Raw genomic sequence first — 20,473 nt, 5'->3', positions numbered from 1 at the left:
GTCTGCGCAAGACAAGCTGCGCGGACTGAGCAGTTTGCACGCTCTCCGCACCTGAGGAGGAGATTTGCCCAATCATCGCGGCTTCGACGCCCTTGACGCCCGCATCATCCGGACGCTCGACCGACTCCCCGGCGCGTCCGTGCTCGCCCTCTCGAGAGAGCTCGGCGTCGCCCGGAACACTGTGCACGCTCGCCTGTCGCGGCTCGCCGACGAGGGGATGCTCTCGCCGGAGAGCACCCGCCTCAGTGCCGCCGCCCTCGGCTATCCGCTGACCGCCTTCGTCGCGCTCTCCCTCAGCCAGAATGCCGCCGACGAGGCCTACGAGCGACTCGGCGAGATGGCCCAGGTCGTGGAGGTGCACTCGACGACCGGTGATGCCGACCTGCTGGCGCGTGTCGTCGCCAAGGACACGAGCGACCTGCATCGAGTGACGCGCGCCATGCTCGAGCTGCCCGGCGTCACACGGACGAGCACCACCGTCTCGCTCTCCGAGGTCGTGCCGTACCGGCTGGCGCTCATCCTCGACGACCTCGCAGAGGGCTGATCCGCGCCGGCTCGTCCTGCTTCGTGGGCTCGTCCTGCTTCGGGGCTAGTCCTGCTTCGTGGAGAACGCCGAGTCGAACGCCGCTTCCGACGGGCGGTACGTGGACAGCGTGCGCACGAACCCCAACGCCTCCGGAGCACCCACGAGACGGTCCATACCCGCGTCCTCCCACTCCACCGACAACGGCCCCTCGTACCCGATCGCGTTCAACATGCGGAAGCAGTCCTCCCACGGCACGTCCCCGTGCCCGGTCGAGATGAAGTCCCACCCCCGCCGCGGATCCGCCCACGGCAGATGCGACGACAACCGCCCATTCCGACCATTGCTGAGGCGCTTCTTCGTGTCCTTGCAATGCACGTGATAGATGCGGTCCTGGAAGTCCCACAAGAACCCCACCGGGTCGATGTCCTGCCACACCATGTGCGAGGGATCCCAGTTCAACCCGAACGACTCCCGATGCCCGATCGCCTCCAACGCACGCTTCGTGGTCCAGTAGTCATACGCGATCTCGGACGGGTGCACCTCGTGCGCGAACCGGACCCCGACCTCCTCGAACACATCCAGGATCGGGTTCCACCGATCCGCGAAGTCCTGGTAGCCGGCATCCACCATCGCCTCCGTCGCGGGAGGGAACATCGCCACGTACTTCCAGATGCTCGACCCCGTGAAGCCCGTGACGGTCTTCACACCCAGCGCCGCGGCCAGGCGGGCCGTGTTCTTCAGCTCCTCCGCAGCACGCTGCCGCACCCCTTCCGGCTCACCGTCGCCCCACACCCGGTCGGACACGATGTCCCGATGGCGCTGATCGATCGGGTCATCACACACCACCTGCCCCTTGAGATGGTTCGAGATCGTCCACACTTTGAGACCGTTGCGCTCGAGAACGTCGAGCTTGCCCTGGACGTACTCGGCGTCATCCCACCGCCACGGATCCAGATGATCACCCCAGCAGGCGATCTCCAAGCCGTCATACCCCCACTCCCCCGCGAGGCGAGCGACCTCCTCGAACGGCAGATCGGCCCACTGACCGGTGAACAACGTGACAGGACGAGACATGGACTAGCTCCTCTGGAGTTCTGGTTCGACTGAGGTGTGCGGGGCATCGCTCGGCACGGGGATCGAGACCCACGAGCTGCCGTTTGCCGAGCTCTCCTCGACGGCGGCGAGCACCCGCTGGACGGCGAGGCCGTCGGCGAACGAGGGCGCCGGAGCGCGGCGAGCCGCGATGTCCTCGACCAGCTCGACCGCCTGGTGCGTGAAGGCGTGCTCGTAGCCGAGCCCGTGGCCGGCCGGCCACCACGCCTTGATGAATGGATGGTGCTCTGGCTCGGTGACGATGATGCGCGTGTACCCGGCCGTGGTGGGATCGCCGCTCGCGTCGAAGTACTCGAGCACGTTCATGTCCTCGAAGTCGAAGGCGATCGATCCTGTCGTTCCGTTGATCTCGAGCCTGATCGCGTTCTTCCGACCGTACGCGAAGCGCGTGGCCTCGAACACGGCGATGGCGCCGCCCTGCAGGCGACCGAAGAAGACTGCGGCATCGTCGACCGTGACGGGGCCGCGCTCGGTGCCGCCGGTTCCGGAGAGCCCCGCGAAGTCCTCGGCGACGGGTCGCTCCTTCACGAACGTCTCCACGAGACCCGAGACTCCGCTCAGCTGCTGGCCGGTGATGAAGTGGGTGAGGTCGACGATGTGCGCCCCGATGTCGCCGAGCGCACCCGAGCCGGCCTTCTCCTTGTCGAGACGCCAGGAGAGCGGCGCGTTCTCGTCAGCGAGCCAGTCCTGCAGGTATTGGGCTCGCACCTGACGGATGTCGCCGATGCGACCCTCCGCGACGAGCTGCTGCGCGAGTCGGATCGCCGGCACTCGCCGATACGTGAAGCCGACCATGGCGCGCACGCCGTGGGCCTCGGCGGCGATCGCCGCCGCGTTCATCCGCTCGGCCTCCTCGACCGTGTTGGCGAGCGGCTTCTCGCAGAGCACGTGCTTGCCCGCCTCGAGCGCCGCGATGGCGATCTCGGCGTGCGTGTCGCCCGGCGAGCAGATGTCGATGAGCTGCACGTCGTCGCGAGTCAGCAGCTCCCGCCAATCCGAGGTGCTCGATGCCCAGCCGAGCTTGTCAGCGGCCTGCGCCGCCTTCGCGGCGTTCCGGCCAGCCACGACGCGCATCTTGGGCGCGAGCGGCAGGTCGAAGAAGCGGGGAGCGTTCCGCCACGCCTGCGAGTGCGCGGCCCCCATGAAGGCGTAGCCGACCATGCCGATGCCCAGGTCCGGCTGTGCGTCTTGACTCATTGTTCACTCTTTCGTTCAGGAGGCCAACGCGGGGCGGAGTCAGAGAGGAGGAGAGCCCCGCCCCGCGCGGACAGTGTGAGCAGCTGGTTACGACTCGAACGCCGCGTCGATGTAGTCGCCGACGTTCTCGCTCGTCACGACGGGAGCGTAGAGCTGCACAAGACGCGGGACGCTCTGCGACGTGAGGTCGCCGAGCGAGCGGTCGTGCGCGATGAGGCGGGCCAGCTTGATGCCGTCGGCCGCCTGCGTCGACGGGTAGACGACGGTCGCCTTGACGACGCTGTCACCCTCCTGGATCTCGCGCATCACGTTCGCCGAGCCCGCGCCGCCGACGAGGAAGAACTCGTCGCGGTTGGCGTTCTCGATGGCAGAGAGGACACCGACACCCTGGTCGTCGTCGTGGTTCCACATCGCGTCGATCTGCGGAGCGGCCTGCAGGAGGTTCGTGGCCGCCTGCTCACCGCCCTGCACCGTGAAGTCGGCAGCGACACGGTTCGAGACCTCGAGACCGCAGTCGCCGAGCGCATCCGCGAAGCCCTGGCTGCGCTCCTGGGTGAGCGGCAGGGAGTCGATGCCGGCGATCTCGGCGACCACGGCGTCTGGCTTGTCCGCGAGCTGCTCGCACATGTACGTGCCGGCGCTGACGCCCATGCCGTAGTTGTCGCCGAGCACCGTCGTGCGGGCTGCGAAGGGGCTCGTGAACTCGCGGTCGACGTTGATGACCGGGATGCCCGCCTCCATCGCCTTGGTCGCGACCTCGGTGAGGGCGGCGCCGTCGAAGGGCAGCAGCACGATGGCGTCGACACCGTCGTTGATGAAGCCCTCGATCTGGCTGATCTGGAGGTTCACGTCATTCGTGCCCTCTGCGACCCGAAGCTCGACGTCCTCGTACTTCGCGGCCTCAGCCTCGGCGGCAGACGTGATTGCGCCCATCCAGCCGTGGTCGGCCGCCGGGGCCGAGAAGCCGATGACCAGCGGCTCGCCGGCCGCGTCGTTGTCGGACGCCGTGGCGTTGCCGCCTGCTGGCGCCTCGCCCTCCGCCGCCGGCGGGGTGTTCGAGAGGCAGCCGGTGAGCAGCAGCAGCGCCGAAGCGGCCGTTGCGCCTGCTGCGAGGATCCGGCGCTTTCGGGAAGCTGTCTTCCTGAAGGAACTCGTGGACATGGGGATCTCCTTTGATGCTGCCATGGTGATGGGGTTTGGGTCTGGTGGGGTTCGGTGGGTCTGGAGAGGATGGGTCTGGAGAGGATCGGGCTGGAGGGCCTGCCTCGCGCCCCGTCCCGCGGCTAGGACGTCTTGGCCCGCGACGAGAAGCGCTGCTGGAGGAGGACGGCGATCACGATGATCGCGCCCTTCGCAATGGCCTGCACGGAGCTGTCGAGGTTCGCCTGGATGAAGATGTTCGTGAGGGTGGCGAAGATGAGGACGCCGAGGACGGTGCCGACGATCGTGCCGCGACCGCCGACGAGCAGGGTGCCGCCGACGACGACCGCCGCGATCGCATCCAGCTCGTAGAGCATGCCGTTGGTGGACGAGCCCGCCGTCGTGCGGGCGAGCATCATGATGGACGCGATGCCGGCGGTCAGACCGACCAGCGCGTAGAGGTACATCGTGTGGCGCTTCACCTTGATGCCGGCGAGGCGCGCGGCCTCCGGGTTGCCGCCGACGGCGACCGTACGGCGCCCGAAGGTGGTGCGGTTCAGGAGGAACCAGCCGCCGATCGCGACGAGCACGAAGATCCACACGATGACCGGGATGCCGAGGAGGTCGCCGCGGAAGGTCTCGAGGAACGAGTCGACGTTGACGATCTGCGTGCGACGACCGGCGATGAGCTCCGCGAACCCACGGGCGGCGACCATCATGGCGAGCGTCGCGATGAACGCCACCACCTTGCCGTAGGCGATGAGGACACCGTTGACGACACCGGCGCCGAGCCCGACGAGCAGCGAGGTGAGCACGATGACCCACCATCCCCACGCTTCCGCGTAGGCCTGCGTGGAGAGCGTCGTCGCCCAGACCGAGGCGAGCCCGAGCACGGAGCCGACGGACAGGTCGATGCCGCCCGCCGTGATGACGAACGTCATGCCGATCGAGAGGACGCCGATGATGGACGCCTGGCTCAGCACCACCATGAGGTTGTCGACGCTCGCGAAGCGCTCACCCGCCGAGACCGTGCCCGCGATGCAGAGCACGACGAGCGCCAGGATGAGGCCGAAGTTGCGGGCAGAGCTGCCACGGAAGAAACCGCCGCGCTTGGCGTTGTCGCTGGCGACCTCGTGCTCCACGCGGGAGCTCTCGTCGGCGGCGGGGGCGATGATCGTGCCGTCCTGGGATGGCGAGCCGCCGCTCGGGGCGGAGGACTGGGGAGTCTGAGTGCTCATGCTGCGCTGCTTTCCATAACCATGTCGAGTACGGCGTGCTCATCGAGAGCGGATGCTGGGCCTTGGTGGACGACTCGCCCTTCGGAGACGACGAGCACCCGGTCGGCGAGGCCGAGGACCTCCGGGATCTCGCTGGAGACGACGACAACCGCCGCGCCTTCGTCGGCGAGCTTGCGTATGAGGGCGTAGATCTCCGCCCGCGCGCCGACATCGACGCCTCGGGTCGGCTCGTCGAGCAGCAGCACGCGGCAGCCGTGCACGAGCCAGCGGGCGAGCATCGCCTTCTGCTGGTTGCCACCCGAGAGCGTGCGGATGTCGCGATCGACGCCAGCCGGCCGCAGGTCGAGGTACTCCGCCTGCTCCTTCGCAGCGCGGCGCTCGTCGCCTTCCTTCAGCCACGAGAACGAGGCGAAGCGCTGGAACGTGGAGAGCGTGATGTTCCGGTAGACGGGCTCGTCGAGCAGGAGCCCCTGGCTCTTGCGCTCTTCCGGCGCGAGGCCGATGCCCGCGTTCACGGCAGCCGTGACCGAACCGCGCGCGAGCGTCTTGCCCTCGACCGTGACCGTGCCGCCCGTCGCCTTGCGTGCGCCGTAGATGGTCTCCATGATCTCGCTCCGGCCGGCACCGACGAGCCCCGCGAATCCGACGATCTCGCCAGCGGAGACGGTGAACGAGACGTCCGAGAACGTGTCAGCGAGCGCGAGGTCCTGCACGTCGAGCAGCACGGGCGCATCCGATGGGAGCTCAGGGGAATCGGGGAACAGGTACTCGACCTTGCGGCCGGTCATGAGGGTGATGAGCTCCGAGGTCGGAGTCTCGCTGACCGGCAGGTTCTGGGCGACCGTGCGGCCGTCCTTGAGCACCGTGATGCGATCGCCGATCGTGCGGATCTCCTCGAGCCGGTGCGAGATGTAGATGATCGCGACGCCCGCCTTCGTGAGCTCCTCGACCACGCGGAAGAGGTTCGCGACCTCCTCGGAGTCGAGCACCGCGGAGGGCTCGTCCATGACGATGATGCGGGCCTCGTGCGAAAGCGCCCGAGCCATGGAGACGATCTGCTTGCCAGCGGCGGAGAGCTCGCCGACCTCGGTCGTGGGTGAGATCTCGGAGTGCCCGAGCCGCGCCAGGATCTCCTTCGTCCGCTGCTTCGCCTCGGCACGCCTGGAGACGCCCGCGGTGTCGAGTTCGTGCCCGAGGTACACGTTCTCCGCGACGGTCAGGCCGTCGACGACGTCGAGCTCCTGGTACATCGTGGCGATGCCGAGCCCGAGTGCAGCGACTGGGTTGGGGATGGTGATGGGCTCGCCGTCCAGGAGCAGCTGGCCCTCGGTGGGCTGGTGTGCGCCTGCGAGCACCTTGATGAGCGTCGACTTGCCTGCGCCGTTCTGGCCGAGGAGGCAGTGGACTTCGCCGGGGAGGACGTCGAGGTCGACGCCGTCGAGCGCCCGAGCACCTGGGAACTGCTTGACGATGCCACGCATCTGCAGGAGGGGGGAGGGACCCGATGTGGGGTCTTCGTTGACCATGTGTCGAAAGCTACCGTCACTTTTGTCGACGGTCAAGCAAAAGTGTCTTGCCTGTTGCACAATTGAGATACGCCGCCACACAGAAGCGTCGCAGTCACCGAAGACGGGCAGAGCGGTAACGTGGCGAAGTCGGCTCCCGCCGACCCCCGACCCGAGAGAGAAGACGCGCATGGTCATCGAGCAGCTGCCGAAGCCGGCGTCGCGCCAGCCTGGCCCCGGAGAGCTCTTCCAGATGCTCCGCGACGGCGCCCCCCGCACGCGCGCTGAACTCGCATCCGTCACCGGCCAGGCCCGCTCCACGGTCGCGACCCGCATCGACATGCTCATGACGGCGGGCCTCATCGTGACCGTCGGCGAGGCCCACTCGACGGGCGGCAGGCCCCCCGCCGTCTTCGCCTTCTCCCCCGAGAGCAGAGTTGTCCTCGCCGTCGACCTCGGTGCGACCCACGCGAGAATGGCCCTCACCGACCTCGCCTCGAACATCATCGCCGACTCGGAGGACAAGCTGCCCATCGACCTCGGGCCGGACGCGGTGCTGGCCTGGGTGTGCACGAAGGGCGACGAGATGCTCGCCGCGTCGAACCGCGGGCGCCGCGAGCTCGTGAGCGTCGGCGTCGGCCTCCCCGGGCCCGTCGAGTTCAGCTCCGGCCGACCCATCAACCCGCCCATCATGCCCGGCTGGGACGACGCCGACGTCGCCGGCAGGCTCGGCGCCCACTTCGACGCTCCTGTGCTGGTCGACAACGACGTCAACATCATGGCCCTCGGCGAGCACCGGAGCGAGTGGCCCGAGGTCTCCGACCTGCTCTTCGTCAAGGTCGCGACCGGAATCGGCTCCGGCATCATCGCGGACGGCTCGCTGCGACGCGGCGCCAGAGGTGCCGCTGGCGACATCGGGCACATCGCCGTGCCCGGCGCCGAGAGCATCCCCTGCAGGTGCGGCAACCTCGGCTGCCTCGAAGCCGTCGCCGGGAGCGACGCAATAGCCCGAAGGCTCCGCGAGGAGGGCATCGAGGTGTCGGGCAGCGGGCAGATCGTGGCGCTCGTGCGCTCGGGAGACCTGAGCGCAGCCCGGGCCCTCCGTCAGGCCGGCCGCGATGTCGGCACCGTGCTCGCCGCCTGTGTCAGCATGCTCAACCCGTCGATGATCGTCATCGGCGGGAGCATCGCGGAGGCGGGCGAGCAGCTCATGGCCGGCATCCGCGAAGTCGTCTACTCGCGCTCACTGCCGCTCGCGACGCAGCACCTTCGGGTCGTGGCGTCGCGAGCCCGAGGCGACGCCGCGATCCTCGGCGCCAGCGCCCTCGCCATCGACCACGTGCTCTCGGCCGACGCCATCGACGCCGCCCTCGCCTAGCCGCTCCCACCGGCGTGCCCCGGCGACGCCATCGAGCGACACAGATCGTCGACTCTCGGACAGACGGACGCGGTGCAGCGGCCAGCAGCGCACCGCGGACTACGCTGGACCGGTGCCAGAATCGCCGCGGGAGAGTCCTTTCCTGGAGCAGACAGCACCGCATCTCTCCCGAGCGGTGAGCCAGAACAGCAAGGGGAGTGCATGAACGACCGGCAGCCAAGGGCAGCGCACGCAATCGCCTGCGATCCGAGCACACCGTTGCAGGTCCTCGTCGATCTCGCCGCCCAGCGCTGGGACCTCCATGCGCTCATCGCCGCGAACCCAGCCGCTTCCCCCGAGCTCATCCGCTGGATCCGAGGCGTCAACCCGACGCTGTCGACCGGACGAACGCCCGGTCACCAACCAGCGGCGTCAGCAGCAGGTCCAGCACTCGCACCGGCGACAGCACCGCACGTGTCTCGCCGAAGCCGCGGAGTCGGCGGCTGGCTCGCCGGGTGCGGATGCCTGGCCGTCGTGGCCATCGTGGCCGTCGTCGTCTTCGCCGGTTTCGGCGCGCTGCTCTTTTCCGGGGGTGATGAGACGGGCGGCTCCTCCAGCGTGGCGACACCCGATGCTGCCCCCACGGCAGACTCCGAGATCGACACCCAGCGCGCGCTCTACGCGGACGAACGCGCCAAGATCGACGAGCTGTCCCTCGAGTTCGAAGAGTCTCCCGTCGCCTGGCTCGTCGCTGAATTCGAGTGGTTGTTCCGGCAGGACGAGAAGATGGCTGATCCGAACCTGCTCGAGTACACCGCGCAGACGATCGCAGCGCAGGCGAAGACCTTCCGAGAGGGACTCGAGGTCAGCGTCGCTGAGGCTCAAGCCCGGCGCGTGAACACCAGCGGCTTGGTCACGGAGAGCATCGTGGACACGGCAGGCAAAGGGTTTATCGACGTGCAGTGGGATGCGGCAACCGCGTGCACGGCCGACGATCGGGAGGACTGGCGCACGACAGGGTGCATCACGAAGGAGGACTCGCTCACCGTGCACCTGCTCCCGGAGAGCGAGCTCGGCGAGTGGTCGAGCAAGTTCACCGTCGTGCACGAGCTGGCCCACGTCTACCAGCGTGCCGACAACGCCAGCGTCTTCGACTATCGCGGCGAGTACAACGACCTGCTCGCGCAGGGCCTGTTCCAGGGCAGTGCCGAAGCCATGGCCGACTGCTACGCCTTGACCTACTACGGTGAGTGGTCGCTCACGAACGGCGACACGACCATCGGCTACGGCTACGTGTGCGACGAGAACGAGCGTTCAGCGATTCGAACCTGGGCGTCGAACCTGAACGCGCCCATGCAGTAGCGCGCCTAGGGAACCAGCCGATCGCTTGCCCAGGAGTCGACTCCTCGTGTGTGGCGGCAGCGGATGTGCTCAGCGCCGGAGAGGTCGACCGCGTCGATCGCGTCGACCGTGACCCGGACCCACGCGAAGCGCTCGAACGCAGCCTCATCGCCCGTCCCCCGAGCATCGGAGTCCCCCTCTGCCAGCCGAGTCCCGGGCACCTCAGGCTTGTCGTAGAGCCGCTTCGACCCCGCCCCGAGCCCGTCCCAGATCTCGCGCCGGACGGCAGTGTCGGCGACGACCTCCGCGCGGCCGCCCAGGCGCAGCTGCACGTCGCGCTCCGGATCGTAGAACGTGAGGGCCGCTCGCTGGTTCTCGGCCAGCTCCCCGACCTTCGCCGTCCGACTGTCCGTCGCGAACGCCACGACGCCGCGCCGCTCATCCACGGCTCTCAGGATCACGGCACGGACGCGGGGCTCGCCGCCCGACGCCACGGTGCCGAGGTAGCCGAGCGTGAACGGCGTGCGCCCCGTCGTGGCTGCGACGAGCGACGCCCACACCTCACCCATGTCGCCAACATCGAGGCTGCGCTCGACGCTCACGGCAGGATCGAATCGACGTAGCCGCCGTCGACGCGCAGGGCGCCTCCGGTCGTCGCCGAGGCCAGCGGCGATGCCAGGTAGGTGACCAGGTGCGCGATCTCCTCCGGCTCGATGAGACGCTCGATGAGCGACTGCGGCCGGTGCCGTCGCATGAACTCCCGCTGCGCGTCGTCCCAGGCGAGGTCGTCGCCCACGAGCTCCGCCACGAACGCCTCGACGCCGCCGGTGTGCGTCGGCCCCGCGATGACGGCGTTGACGGTCACCCCGGTGCCCTTGACCGCCTTCGCGTAGCCGCGCGAGACCGCGAGCAGCGCCGTCTTGGTCATGCCGTAGTGGATCATCTCCTCGGGAATCACGACGGCTGAGTCGCTCGCGATGGAGATCACCCGCCCCCAGCCGCGCGACGTCATGCCCGGGAGGTACTCGCGCATGAGACGGGCGGCCGACAGCACGTTCACCTCGAAGTAGCGCAGCCACTCCTCGTCGCTGATCTCGAGAGCGGGCGTGCTGCCGTAGATGCCGAGGTTGTTGACGAGGATGTCGAGGTCAGGGAACGCAGAGCGGACGACGGCCGCGCCCTCCGCCGTCGCGAGGTCGGCGGGCACCCCCTCGATCGTCGCGTCTGGCACGCGCCCGCGCAGCTCGGCGACGGCCGACTCCACGCTGGCGGCTCCGCGCCCGTTCACGATGACGTGCGCGCCAGCGGCGGCGAGATCCGCGGCGATCGCAAGGCCGATACCCTGCGTGGAACCCGTGACGAGGGCCGTACGGCCCGAGAGATCGATGTGCATGCGCCGATCCTGGCACCACCGCCTGACCGGTCCGTGCAGATCTCGCCGGCCGGTCAGGCCAGGTCGTCGAGGGCGTCGCGGGCGACTCGCAGCGCGTCGTTCTGGCGGGCGCGGATGCGCGTCCGGAGCTCCCCGAGCACGGCGACGGCGTCGCGGTCCTCTGCACCCGTCTCTCCGCGCTCTTCCTCCTGCGCGGACTGACCGAGCTGCTCGCTCAGCACGCCGAGCTCCTCGTCGAGCATCGACGAGTCCTGCAACTCGCCGAAGGCCTGCGCGAGGCGCTTCCACTCCTTGCGCTGCTTCTTCGCCGTCGCGTCCGGCAGCTCGTCGATGGCCTCGTAGCCGTAGCGAACCGACTTCGCGGCCTTGCGCACGTCGTGCCAGCGTTCGAGCTTCTTCGGCTTCTTGCGGGCGCGTTCCGTCCGCTTCTCGACCGTGGCGATGGCGGTGCGGGTCAGGCTCCGCATGGTGCCGAGGGCGCGCCGATCGGCGAGCCCTGCGAACGGGGGCGCGGTGACGAAGGAGACGAGGCTGTCGTGCAGCGCGTCCCAGCGCTCCCCATCGAGTTCCGTCCGGAAGGACGCGAGGGTGGCTGCGTGCCGGTCGCCGATGAGCGCCTCGATCCGCGCTCTGGCGACGTCGACGGCCCCCGCGCCCGCCTCGAGGTGTCCCGCCGAGTCGAGTTCGGCGAGCACGAGCTCGCGGAGGACCTCCGCATCACGGGGAGCCCCCAGCACGCCCCCAGCCCACTTGAGCTCCCCGGCGAGCGACGCGACCGCATCCGCCTCGAACAGGGCGCCGAAGACCTTGAGGAGGCTCCGCAGCCTGCGCAGGGCGACCCTCGCCTGGTGCACCGCGTCCGGCGCATCGATGCGGGCCGCGGCCTCCTGCTCCTGGAACTCGCCGAACCGCGACGCGATGGCGAAGACGACCGCGTCGCCGGCCGTCCCCTGCCCCGTCGGCGCCTGCGCGGGCTGGACCCCGTCGAGGCTGCGAACGAGCTTGGAACGGTGGATGGACGGGGTGAGGCCGGCGTCGAAGAGCACCGCCTCGATCTCGTCGAAGACCCGGATCGATGCGCCGTCCGCCAGCTCGACCTCGAACTCCCGCCACTCGAGCGTGCGCTCCTCGCCGATGCGGACGACCCTGGCGTGCACGACGTCGTCGCAGATGAGCGCGGCGAGCGCGTCGTCGTCATCCCGCGCCCCGCCGGCCGACCACGCGCCGCCGCCACGCACCTCAGTGGTCGTGCGCGTCGTCGTGAGCTCCACGAGCGGAAGCACGGGGCGCTCGCCGATGATGTCCGCGAACTCGGCGCGCAGCTCCGGCGGGATCCGCCGCGGGGCGCCCACGGGCGCGTGGACCTCGATGCGCTCGTCGCCGCTGCGCGGACGCTTCAGGTGCCACCCCTCGTCGTCGCCACCCGTGCGGCGACGCAGCACGCAGCGGGCGTCGAGGATCGCTAGCTCGGGAGTGTCGACATACTCGGCGACGAGGGTCTCCGTGACCGGCTCCCCTGCTCGGAGCCCCGCGCCGAGCTTCGAGAGCTCGGGCTCCCCCGCCCCCTCGGGAATGTCGTACTTCCGCTCGATCTCGCGCTGCTCGGAGGTCGTCCGAACCTGATCGTTCTTCGACTCGATGCTCATTCGGAAAGGCTAGCTCCCGGAGCCCAGCGCGGCCCTCATGAGCGGGAGCTGCATCGGCAGGCGAGCAACGGAGACGACAAACGCGACGACCGACGAGGCGGTGCGCTTCCGCCACGCCCGGCGGCCCAGGTCGACGCTCATCTGGGCGTTGGCGGGCCAGACCGCGAGCAGCACGGCCGCGCTCGCGAGCCCCGCGATCGACCGTGTCGACGGGCGCACGAGCCCCGCCGCGCACGCCAGCTCGGCGACGCCGGAAGCGACCACCAGCTCGCGGCTGTGCCCCCGCAGCGGTTTGGGGATGATCGGTTCGAAGACGGCGGGCTTCACGAGGTGGATGACGCCGGAGACGGCGAAGGGAAGGACGACGATCCACGGGATGGCCCCGCCGTGTCCGCGGGAGCGGCGTTCGAGTGTTCTGGACGACATGGAAGCATCTTGCCCGGCGCTCCCGAACGTCACCCAGTCGCCACCCTCCGGGGTCCGCTAGCCCTCTTGGACTTCCTCGGCGAGGAAGGCGAGGGCTGCGGCACGGAAGTCACGCGAGCCTGGAGCGTTGAAATGGTGGCGGTCCGGGATCTCGAAGAAGCGGGCCTTGGGCGTCGCCGCGGAGAGTGCCTTGGACCCCTCGATGATGCCGTCGCGGGACCCGGTCGCGAAGAGCACCGGCTGCTGCGGCACACGGCCGAGGTCGGGGTCGGCCTTGCCGGACGCGCGCATCCCTTCGGCGATCGCGAGCAGCGCCCGCAGGTCGTTGCCTCCGACGCGCTCCGTGAGGGCGAGGTAGTTCTGCGTCACCGGGTCCTGCACCGGGGTGCCGTGGTCGATGAGCTCGCGCACCTGATCGATATCGAGGCGCCCGAGCGGCACGCCATCCGGGACTCCCCCGAGCACGACCCGCGGGATGCGGTCGGCGAAGTCCTGTGCGACCTCCCAGCCGACGCGCGCGCCGAGCGAGTAGCCGACGTACAGCGCGGTGTCGACGAGGTACGCGTCGAGCACGGCCTCGACGTCGGAGGCCAGCGTGCGGATGTCGTAGTCGCGCCCCTCGTAGGGCTTGTCGCTCTGCCCGTGCCCGCGCTGGTCGAGGCCGAGCACGCGGTAGCCGGCGCGCAGCAGGTCGCGCACCCAGCCCGTCGCCACCCAGTTGTCCTTCGTGCTCGACGCGAAGCCGTGCACGACGATCACCGTCGGCGCGTCCACATCTCCCCACGTGTACGTGGCGATGCGGTGACCGTCGCCGACCATCACGAACTGGGGGTCTGGGAGGACGGTCAGGGCTGCGGGGGCGCTATTCACGTCGTCGATTGTCTCAGGCGTTGAGCGCTTGCCCGCACACGGGCGCTGACGGCGCTGCCCGCGCTGCCCGCGGTCAGTCGATCAGGTCGTGGATCTGGATGATCTCGTCGCGCTTCGGGCCGACGCCGATCGCGGAGATGCGGGCACCGGAGAGGCGCTCGAGTGCCTGCACGTAAAGCTGCGCGTTCTCGGGCAGCTCCTCGAAGGTGCGGCAGCCGGAGAGGTCCTCGGTCCAGCCGTCGAAGTACTCGTAGATGGGCTTCGCGTGGTGGATGTCCGACTGCGAGACGGGCATCTCGTCGAAGCGGACGCCGTCGACGTCGTAGGCGACGCAGACGGGGATGCGCTCGATGCCGCTGAGCACGTCGAGCTTCGTCATGACCAAGTCGGTGACCCCGTTGATGCGGGCCGTGTAGCGGGCGACGGGAACGTCGTACCAGCCGGTGCGGCGCGGGCGTCCGGTGGTGGTGCCGAACTCGCCGCCGCGAGTGCGCAACAGCTCACCCCACTCGTCGAACAGCTCGGTCGGGAAGGGGCCGGCTCCGACGCGCGTGATGTAGGCCTTGACGATGCCGATGATGCGGTTGATCTGGGTCGGGCCGACACCGGCGCCCGTGGATGCGCCTCCCGCGGTCGAGGACGAGGACGTCACGTACGGGTAGGTGCCGTGGTCGACGTCGAGCATGGTCGCCTGGCCGCCCTCGAAGACGACGTTGCGGCCCGCGTTGAGGGCGTCGTAGAGCTCGAGCGAGGTGTCGCCGACCATGGGACGCAGGCGCTCGGCGTGGAGGAGGAGCGCGTCGACGATCTCGTTGACCGTGATCGCGCGACGGTTGTAGACCTTCACGAGGAGGTGGTTCTTGCCGAAGAGCGCTGCTTCGACCTTCTGGCGGAGGATGTTCTCGTCGAAGAGGTCCTGCACGCGGATGCCGATGCGGTTGATCTTGTCGGCGTAGGCGGGGCCGATGCCGCGTCCGGTGGTGCCGATCTGGCGCTTCCCGAGGAACCGCTCGGTGACCTTGTCGAGCGTGGTGTGGTACCCGGTGATGAGGTGCGCGTTCGCGGAGACGCGCAGCTTCGAGGTGTCGACGCCGCGCGCCTCGAGGTGGTCGATCTCGTGGAAGAGCACGTCGAGGTCGATGACGACACCGTTGCCGATGACGGGGGTCACGCCTGGGGTGAGGATTCCGGAGGGCAGCAGGTGCAGCGCGTACTTCTCGTTACCGATCACGACCGTGTGGCCGGCGTTGTTGCCGCCGTTGAACTTCACGACGTAGTCGATGCGGTCGCCGAGGAGGTCGGTTGCCTTGCCCTTGCCTTCGTCGCCCCACTGGCCGCCGATGATTGCTACGCCTGGCATGTGTCGCCCCTGTTCTGTCGGATCGGCGCAGCTCGCGCCTGTCGTGTGCGTGGCGTGAGCCGCGCGGTCGGCGGACCGACTCGGCGGCCCTGCCTTGTTCCCTGCTTGTCTGCTGGTGCGGATGCGCCGCTAGCTCGCCGCGTGCATCCGCTCGATCTCGGTGATCGCCTGCGGGTCGGCGTCGTGGAGCAGGCTGGCGAGGCGCTCGGGCTCGCCCTCCTCGCCGATCTCTGCTGCGCTTCGTCGGAGCGCGTAGAACGCGCGCAGGACTCCCTTGTTGGGGTCGTGCGACCACGGCACGGGGCCCTGGCCTCGCCACCCGGCCTTGCGAAGGGCGTCGAGCCCCCGGTGGTAGCCGACGCGTGCGTAGGCGTACGCGCCGATCGTGTTGCCGTCGGCGTGCGCGGCGTCTGCGAGGGTCGCCCACGCCAGCGATGAGGCCGGGTGCTTCTCGACGATGGCTGCAAGCGCGGCCTGGTCGTGGGGCAGGTTGGACAGGTCGTCGACGACCTCTGGCTCAGCCGCAAGGCGCGTCTCGGGGATGCCGAGGAGATTCGTTCCGGTCACGGGAGCCGATTCTATCCTGTGCTCGTTTCGGGGCGCGCTCGAGAAGTGAAGCTGTGGAGAAGCGCGACTCAGAAGACCGGGTCAGCGCGCTGGGAAGATCGCGCACGTGCTGGTCGCCGTAGCGAGGAGCACGTCGGCGGAGTCCCTGAGCTCGGCTTCGACGAACGCCGCCCTCGCCCCTGACTTCACGACGCGACCGCGCACCCGGACGGGGCCCGTCTCCACGGTCATGGGGCGCAGGAAGCTGACCTTGATCTCGAGGGATGTGTAGGCCTGCCCCGGGCGGAGCGTCGTGTGGACTGCCGTGCCGCACGCCGAGTCGAGGAGCGTCGCCGCGAATCCGCCGTGCACGGTTCCGATGGGGTTGTAGTGCGACCGGTCGGGAACACCCTCGAAGATCACCTCGCCCTCGGCGAAGCTCACGATGGTCATGCCGAAGTGCTGCGCGATCGGAGCGATCTCTGCACCGTTCGCGAGGTGAGCCCTCAGCTGCTCGAGGCCGGTCATCGAAGTCGGGTCGGTCATGTCGCTCCTTTGCGCCATGGCATCCGGAGATGGATGCGCACCGAAGAGCCTCGCACCCATCGGCTGGCACTTCGAGAGCCTTGTGGCGACCATCCAAGTGGCCGCTCGCGCTACCAGGGGAGGAAGGCGAAGAACGAGACCGCGATTCCGATCGAGATAGTGGCACCCACGAAGCAGAGCGCAAGAAGCTCCCCGGGCATGATGGTGCGCTGGTAGACGTCCCAGTAGCGCTCTTCTGCCCGTCGTCGAGCGGCGGCTACGGCACTGCGGTTGAGCCTGCGTCGTTGTTTGAGCACATAGGTAGCTTATTTAACTAAACAAAGCCGAAGACGGGGGTTGACTCTCGAGGAGGCACCCACTAGTGCTGCGGAGCGCCCTGCGGCTCGGCCGCCTCGACCGAGCCGACCATGCCGGAGAGGAACTTCGCCACCCCGTCGAGCTCCTCGGTCGTGAGCGAGTCGACGACCGCGATCATGCGCTGGTGCATGAGGCCGAGCGTCTCCCGCACCTCACGGTCGGACTCCGCGGTCGACGCGATGATCGAGGCCCGCCGATCGGTGGGGTGCGGCCGCCGCTCGACGTGACCGCTCTTCACGAGGCGATCGACGAGGCCGGTGACAGATGCGGAGGAGATCTTGAGCCGCTCCCCCAGGTCCTTCTGCACGACGACCTTGCCCTGGCGCTGCTGCTGGAGCAGGAAGCGAAGCGCGAGGAGGTCGTTCTCGTTCATCCGCATCGACGAGCGCGTCCGCGCTCGCATCTTCGCCTCCGCTTCGCGGTAGTCGCGCAGCAGGTTGAGCACGTCGACCGAGGTCGCATGCTCTCCGCCGGTCGGGTACCAGTACCCGGACGAGCGCTCAGCGGGCGTGTGCGCCATGGTCCTCCTCGTGGTGGCGCCGTCGACGCCATGAAACTAGTTCAACAAACTAGCAAAAATGGGTGCGCCCCGGTGCGGAAACGACAGACAGAGCCCCCGCTGGCAGGTTTTGCCCGAGATTTCCGCTCGTGACGCCCGCGGAAGTTCCGCGACCGCGGAGAGCACGCGGATGTCGGTGGCTGGTGAGACTGTTCCTGAACGGAAACGAAATGGGGCTGAACGTGACCACACTCACCGCCGACGACCGCTGGGGCATCCAGCAGACCCTCGCGCTCTACGGGCACTTCGTCGACAACGGCGAATGGACCCTGCTCGACTCGGTCCTCGCTCCGGATGCGCGCATCGAGAGCCCTGCTGGCGAGTTCACTGGCGCATCAGGAGCGAGAGCCTTCGAGCAGCAGCTCGCGGCCTCGCTCGGCGGGCACCTGCCCTCCCACCACACCATCAACACGGTCATCCGGGCTGGCGAGGCCGCCGGGTCGGCCGTCGCCTGGAGTCGCTACGTGCTCGTCACCTACGAGGCATCCGCCGCAGGCGGCGACTACCTCGACACCCTCGAGGAACGCGACGGCACGTGGGTCATCACGAGCCGCCGCATCACGGAGCGAAACCGCGAGCGCCCGAGCGGACAGTACTCGGCCGAGGGCGCGGAGTCCTTCGCGAGCTTCGAGTCGTCGCGATGACAGCGCAGAGCCCGAGCGCCGTGGCAGCGCAAGTGCCTGCCGCCGACGCCGCCGAGGTCCTCGACGTGCTCGCCCGCTACGGGCAGGTCATCGACAACCGCGACTGGGATCACCTGCGCAAGGTATTCACGGAGGACTTCTCCTTCGGCACGGGCCCGAACGCGGTGCGCGGTGACGAGGCGCTCGCCCGGGTCATCAACACCGTGCAGCCGTACCACCCGCATTACACCACCGACACCGTCCTCCATCGGGTCGACGCCGACACCATCACGTCCTGGTCGAAGTTCCTCCTCGTGCGAACGGACGGCACGACGGCGAGCGGCGACTACATCGACACCTTCGTCCGCACTGCAGACGGCTGGCGCATCAGGGTGCGCGACGTGAGCCGCGGCTCACGCCCGCCGAGCGACCCGGGCGGCGCTTCGACTCGCACCTTCTCGTCGGAGCGCTGGCTGTCAGTGGTCAGCTGAGAAAGTCGCGGGACACGGAGCGCGGCGCCAATATCAGTCGATGCAGGGGCCCTCATGATCGAAGTGGGTGCCACGGAGCTGGCATGAGGCCGCTTCTTGATCACTGCGGTCTACGCCCGCCTTTCCGGCGAAGTCCATGACGATAAAGTTCGACTGCGCCCCGTCTGCAAGCCCATCAGCGAACTCGGCGGCCTCGTCGCGCGTCGCGAAACGGTAGTAGTCAGCCTGATCCGTCGACCAGGCCTCAAGACAGTCGATCTCTTCGCCGCAGGCCGACTCCGTGATCTCCACGGGGTCGCTGGCGTAGTCGGGGCCCGTGTACTCCGCGTCGACCACCGCTTCCCTGATCGTGAGTCCGTATTGTGGGATGAAGATTGAGCATCCGCTCGTCGAGAGCAACGCGGCTGCGCAGAGGCCGGAGATCAGACCCGCGCGAAGTGCGCGCGTTTTCATCGCTGGTCCGCCTGATGCACGGGGCCAGAGCCGTTCGCCTCCCCCGCGGAACCGACACCTGGCTCAGGCGGGGCGCCAGGCACACCAGGCGGGTAGACCGCGTCCGAGGCCGGAACGTACGCCGTCCAGCCGGGGTCAGCCTCTGCACCCAGAGCCCCGTAGGTGACGGACCCCGTGCGGTCGCCTTCCGCTGTGGAGATGATCTCCACCCCGCCCTCAGTGGCTTCGTCGCCGCTCGGCTCCGTGCCGTCGCCGAGGAGGCGCCTCGTGAGCGCGGACTGCGCCGACATCAGCTCGTCGAGCTCGAACAGCAGGATCTCGTCGTCCGGCTCGACGCCATGCCGTGCCGCCGCGAGCACCGCACGGCGGATGAGCTCCTTGGCGAACGACCCGGTGGTCTGCTCGGCACGACCCGACGCCTCCAGGAGCGCTTCGTCGCTGAACGGCAGGCCCGCGGCGTACTTCTCGAGCAGACGGTAGCGCTCCGGCCCGCCTGGCAGCGCGATCTCCACGGCCAGGTCGACGCGACCGGGACGCGAGACGAGCGCCCGCTCGAGCACCTGCACCCGGTTGGTGGTCATGATGAAGGCGACGTCGGCATCGCCGTCGAGGCCATCAAGCGCGTCGAGCACCTCGAAGAGCAACGGCTGCGGGGACGCGTGGCGTTCCATGGCAACGAGGTCGATGTCCTCGAGCACCACGATCGACGGCTGCAGGGTGCGGGCCAGTTCGGCGGCCGCGCCGATGTGCTGGATGCTCGACCCGGTCAGCAGCACGGCCGTCACCCCCTCCGTGCGGCTCAGGAGATGCCTGACCGTGAGCGTCTTCCCGGTCCCAGGCGGGCCGTACAGCAGCACGCCTCTCTTCAGGTGCTGGCCCGCGGCGAGCAGGACCTCACGCTGCCGCCCGATCTCGATCACGTGCGCCACCACTGATTCGAGGACGCCGTACGGCAGGATCACGTCGGTCTCGGCGACGTTCGGGCGCTCCAGGAAGGACGCGCCAGCGTCCATCCGGTAGTCGCTGTTCTCGAACGCGAGCACCTTGCCGCGCAGCACGCTGCGCTCGATCATGAGGGCTCGAACCTCGCCGAGGAGATCGGAGACGAGCGAGGGGTCTGCGGCGGTGAGCACCTCGAGCTGCCCCTGCGGTCGGCCCATGTCGGGGCGGGATGCGCGCTGCATGACCACAACTCGGGCACCACGGTAGGTGAAGAGTCGTGCACCGAAGCTCACGACCTGTCGTGTCGACCTGGGCCCTGTCGCCTTCTCGGCGAACTCGGCGGGCCCCGACCTGAACGGCATGTGCGGGCTCGAGATGAGCTCCGCGAGGCCGGCGTGCGCGTGGGCGGAGCCACCGGCGACACCGACGAGCCTCGCTTCGCCGCGGGCGGCGATCTCCTCAAGTGCGATATCCGCGTCGACGATCCGGTAGCTCGCAAACTCCTCGACGACAACCGGGAGCGCCTCGGCGTCGGCGCCGAGGAAATCGCTCAGCTCGCCGCCGAAGGGCGTGCGCACGACTTGGACCTCGGCCGGCGTCTCGTTGACGCGTTCGAGGAACCGCTTGAACGCACGGAAGAACTGGACATCGTCGTGTGACTGCTCGCTCATGCCATCCCCTGCCTGCGGGCGAATCCCGCCGCTCCAGAGCCTAGAGCCGCATCGCCGGAGAGGCACCCTGTAAATAAACGATATTCAGTTAAATCGGCCCGAACCCTGGGTTTCCAAGGCCCCATCTCCTAGGCTTCACCCAATCGCGCGATGCTGCGCGCACGCATCCAATG

Annotated in this window: 22 protein-coding genes; 5 read left to right on the top strand and 17 right to left on the bottom strand. The window is 68.8% G+C overall.

Annotated features, from left to right (window positions below; all coding sequences use genetic code 11):
• Nucleotides 1-64 precede the first annotated feature (64 nt).
• Nucleotides 65-544 carry an Lrp/AsnC family transcriptional regulator gene (locus C5E05_RS13055; protein ID WP_104240087.1) on the top strand — a complete coding sequence of 160 codons (480 nt, stop codon included), beginning with the start codon at nt 65-67 and terminating at the stop codon, nt 542-544.
• A gap of 45 nt (nt 545-589) precedes the next feature.
• On the opposite strand, the gene C5E05_RS13050 is transcribed toward C5E05_RS13055, so the two are convergent.
• The 5 genes from C5E05_RS13050 to C5E05_RS13030 form a co-directional block, all read right to left on the bottom strand.
• On the bottom strand, nt 590-1,600 hold the full coding sequence (locus C5E05_RS13050; RefSeq protein ID WP_104240086.1) for a sugar phosphate isomerase/epimerase: 1,011 nt from the start codon (nt 1,598-1,600) through the stop codon (nt 590-592).
• A 3-nt stretch (nt 1,601-1,603) separates the two neighbouring features.
• Nucleotides 1,604-2,836, bottom strand: a complete 1,233-nt coding sequence (locus tag C5E05_RS13045; protein WP_104240085.1) for a Gfo/Idh/MocA family protein — start codon at nt 2,834-2,836, stop codon at nt 1,604-1,606.
• Between the two features lie 87 nt (nt 2,837-2,923).
• Nucleotides 2,924-3,997 carry a substrate-binding domain-containing protein gene (locus C5E05_RS13040; RefSeq protein ID WP_104240084.1) on the bottom strand — a complete coding sequence of 358 codons (1,074 nt, stop codon included), beginning with the start codon at nt 3,995-3,997 and terminating at the stop codon, nt 2,924-2,926.
• Nucleotides 3,998-4,119: 122 nt separating this feature from the next.
• Entirely contained in the window at nt 4,120-5,214 is a 1,095-nt protein-coding gene (locus C5E05_RS13035; protein WP_104240083.1) for an ABC transporter permease, read from the bottom strand.
• Nucleotides 5,211-6,740 carry a sugar ABC transporter ATP-binding protein gene (locus tag C5E05_RS13030; protein WP_104240082.1) on the bottom strand — a complete coding sequence of 510 codons (1,530 nt, stop codon included), beginning with the start codon at nt 6,738-6,740 and terminating at the stop codon, nt 5,211-5,213. Before C5E05_RS13030 ends, C5E05_RS13035 begins: the two co-directional genes overlap by 4 nt.
• A gap of 169 nt (nt 6,741-6,909) precedes the next feature.
• On the opposite strand from C5E05_RS13030, the gene C5E05_RS13025 reads away from it, so the two are divergent.
• The gene (locus C5E05_RS13025) at nt 6,910-8,097 is read left to right on the top strand and encodes an ROK family protein (RefSeq protein ID WP_104240081.1); all 1,188 of its coding nucleotides are present in this window, start codon (nt 6,910-6,912) and stop codon (nt 8,095-8,097) included.
• Between the two features lie 201 nt (nt 8,098-8,298).
• Complete coding sequence (locus tag C5E05_RS13020) at nt 8,299-9,438, top strand: hypothetical protein (RefSeq protein WP_146081116.1); 1,140 nt, start codon at nt 8,299-8,301, stop codon at nt 9,436-9,438.
• 5 nt (nt 9,439-9,443) lie between these two features.
• Here the strand turns inward: C5E05_RS13020 and C5E05_RS13015 are convergent, their stop codons facing one another.
• The 10 genes from C5E05_RS13015 to C5E05_RS12975 all read right to left on the bottom strand — a co-directional run bounded on the left by C5E05_RS13015 (nt 9,444) and on the right by C5E05_RS12975 (nt 17,081).
• Nucleotides 9,444-10,019, bottom strand: coding sequence for a pyridoxamine 5'-phosphate oxidase family protein (locus tag C5E05_RS13015; RefSeq protein WP_104240079.1), 576 nt, complete (start codon nt 10,017-10,019; stop codon nt 9,444-9,446).
• Complete coding sequence (locus C5E05_RS13010; protein ID WP_104240078.1) at nt 10,016-10,810, bottom strand: SDR family NAD(P)-dependent oxidoreductase; 795 nt, start codon at nt 10,808-10,810, stop codon at nt 10,016-10,018. The genes C5E05_RS13015 and C5E05_RS13010 overlap by 4 nt, the downstream gene beginning before the upstream one ends.
• A 53-nt stretch (nt 10,811-10,863) precedes the next feature.
• On the bottom strand, nt 10,864-12,456 hold the full coding sequence (locus tag C5E05_RS13005; RefSeq protein WP_104240077.1) for a CYTH and CHAD domain-containing protein: 1,593 nt from the start codon (nt 12,454-12,456) through the stop codon (nt 10,864-10,866).
• A 9-nt stretch (nt 12,457-12,465) separates the two neighbouring features.
• Complete coding sequence (locus C5E05_RS13000) at nt 12,466-12,882, bottom strand: DoxX family protein (RefSeq protein ID WP_104240076.1); 417 nt, start codon at nt 12,880-12,882, stop codon at nt 12,466-12,468.
• Between the two features lie 57 nt (nt 12,883-12,939).
• On the bottom strand, nt 12,940-13,701 hold the full coding sequence (locus C5E05_RS12995; protein WP_104240232.1) for an alpha/beta fold hydrolase: 762 nt from the start codon (nt 13,699-13,701) through the stop codon (nt 12,940-12,942).
• A gap of 124 nt (nt 13,702-13,825) precedes the next feature.
• Nucleotides 13,826-15,112 (bottom strand): adenylosuccinate synthase, encoded by a 1,287-nt coding sequence (locus tag C5E05_RS12990; RefSeq protein WP_104240075.1) that lies wholly within the window; start codon nt 15,110-15,112, stop codon nt 13,826-13,828.
• A 129-nt stretch (nt 15,113-15,241) separates the two neighbouring features.
• On the bottom strand, nt 15,242-15,679 hold the full coding sequence (locus C5E05_RS12985; RefSeq protein ID WP_104240074.1) for a DUF3151 domain-containing protein: 438 nt from the start codon (nt 15,677-15,679) through the stop codon (nt 15,242-15,244).
• Between the two features lie 81 nt (nt 15,680-15,760).
• Entirely contained in the window at nt 15,761-16,204 is a 444-nt protein-coding gene (locus C5E05_RS12980; RefSeq protein WP_104342154.1) for a PaaI family thioesterase, read from the bottom strand.
• A 110-nt stretch (nt 16,205-16,314) separates the two neighbouring features.
• Complete coding sequence (locus C5E05_RS19835; RefSeq protein ID WP_146080459.1) at nt 16,315-16,500, bottom strand: hypothetical protein; 186 nt, start codon at nt 16,498-16,500, stop codon at nt 16,315-16,317.
• 62 nt (nt 16,501-16,562) lie between these two features.
• On the bottom strand, nt 16,563-17,081 hold the full coding sequence (locus C5E05_RS12975; RefSeq protein WP_104240072.1) for a MarR family winged helix-turn-helix transcriptional regulator: 519 nt from the start codon (nt 17,079-17,081) through the stop codon (nt 16,563-16,565).
• 221 nt (nt 17,082-17,302) lie between these two features.
• Between C5E05_RS12975 and C5E05_RS12970 the strand changes: the two genes are divergently transcribed.
• Complete coding sequence (locus C5E05_RS12970) at nt 17,303-17,764, top strand: nuclear transport factor 2 family protein (protein WP_181059569.1); 462 nt, start codon at nt 17,303-17,305, stop codon at nt 17,762-17,764.
• On the top strand, nt 17,761-18,234 hold the full coding sequence (locus tag C5E05_RS12965; RefSeq protein WP_104240070.1) for a nuclear transport factor 2 family protein: 474 nt from the start codon (nt 17,761-17,763) through the stop codon (nt 18,232-18,234). The genes C5E05_RS12970 and C5E05_RS12965 overlap by 4 nt, the downstream gene beginning before the upstream one ends.
• A gap of 33 nt (nt 18,235-18,267) precedes the next feature.
• Here C5E05_RS12965 and C5E05_RS12960 read toward each other — a convergent pair whose 3' ends face one another.
• Nucleotides 18,268-18,687, bottom strand: coding sequence for a hypothetical protein (locus C5E05_RS12960; RefSeq protein ID WP_104240069.1), 420 nt, complete (start codon nt 18,685-18,687; stop codon nt 18,268-18,270).
• Nucleotides 18,684-20,300, bottom strand: coding sequence for an ATP-binding protein (locus C5E05_RS12955; protein ID WP_104240068.1), 1,617 nt, complete (start codon nt 20,298-20,300; stop codon nt 18,684-18,686). Before C5E05_RS12955 ends, C5E05_RS12960 begins: the two co-directional genes overlap by 4 nt.
• Between the last annotated feature and the right edge of the window lie 173 nt (nt 20,301-20,473).

The sequence above is a fragment of the Pseudoclavibacter sp. AY1H1 genome (assembly GCF_002931055.1).
GTDB lineage: Bacteria > Actinomycetota > Actinomycetes > Actinomycetales > Microbacteriaceae > Pseudoclavibacter.
This window is presented reverse-complemented; position numbering and strand designations above follow the sequence as displayed.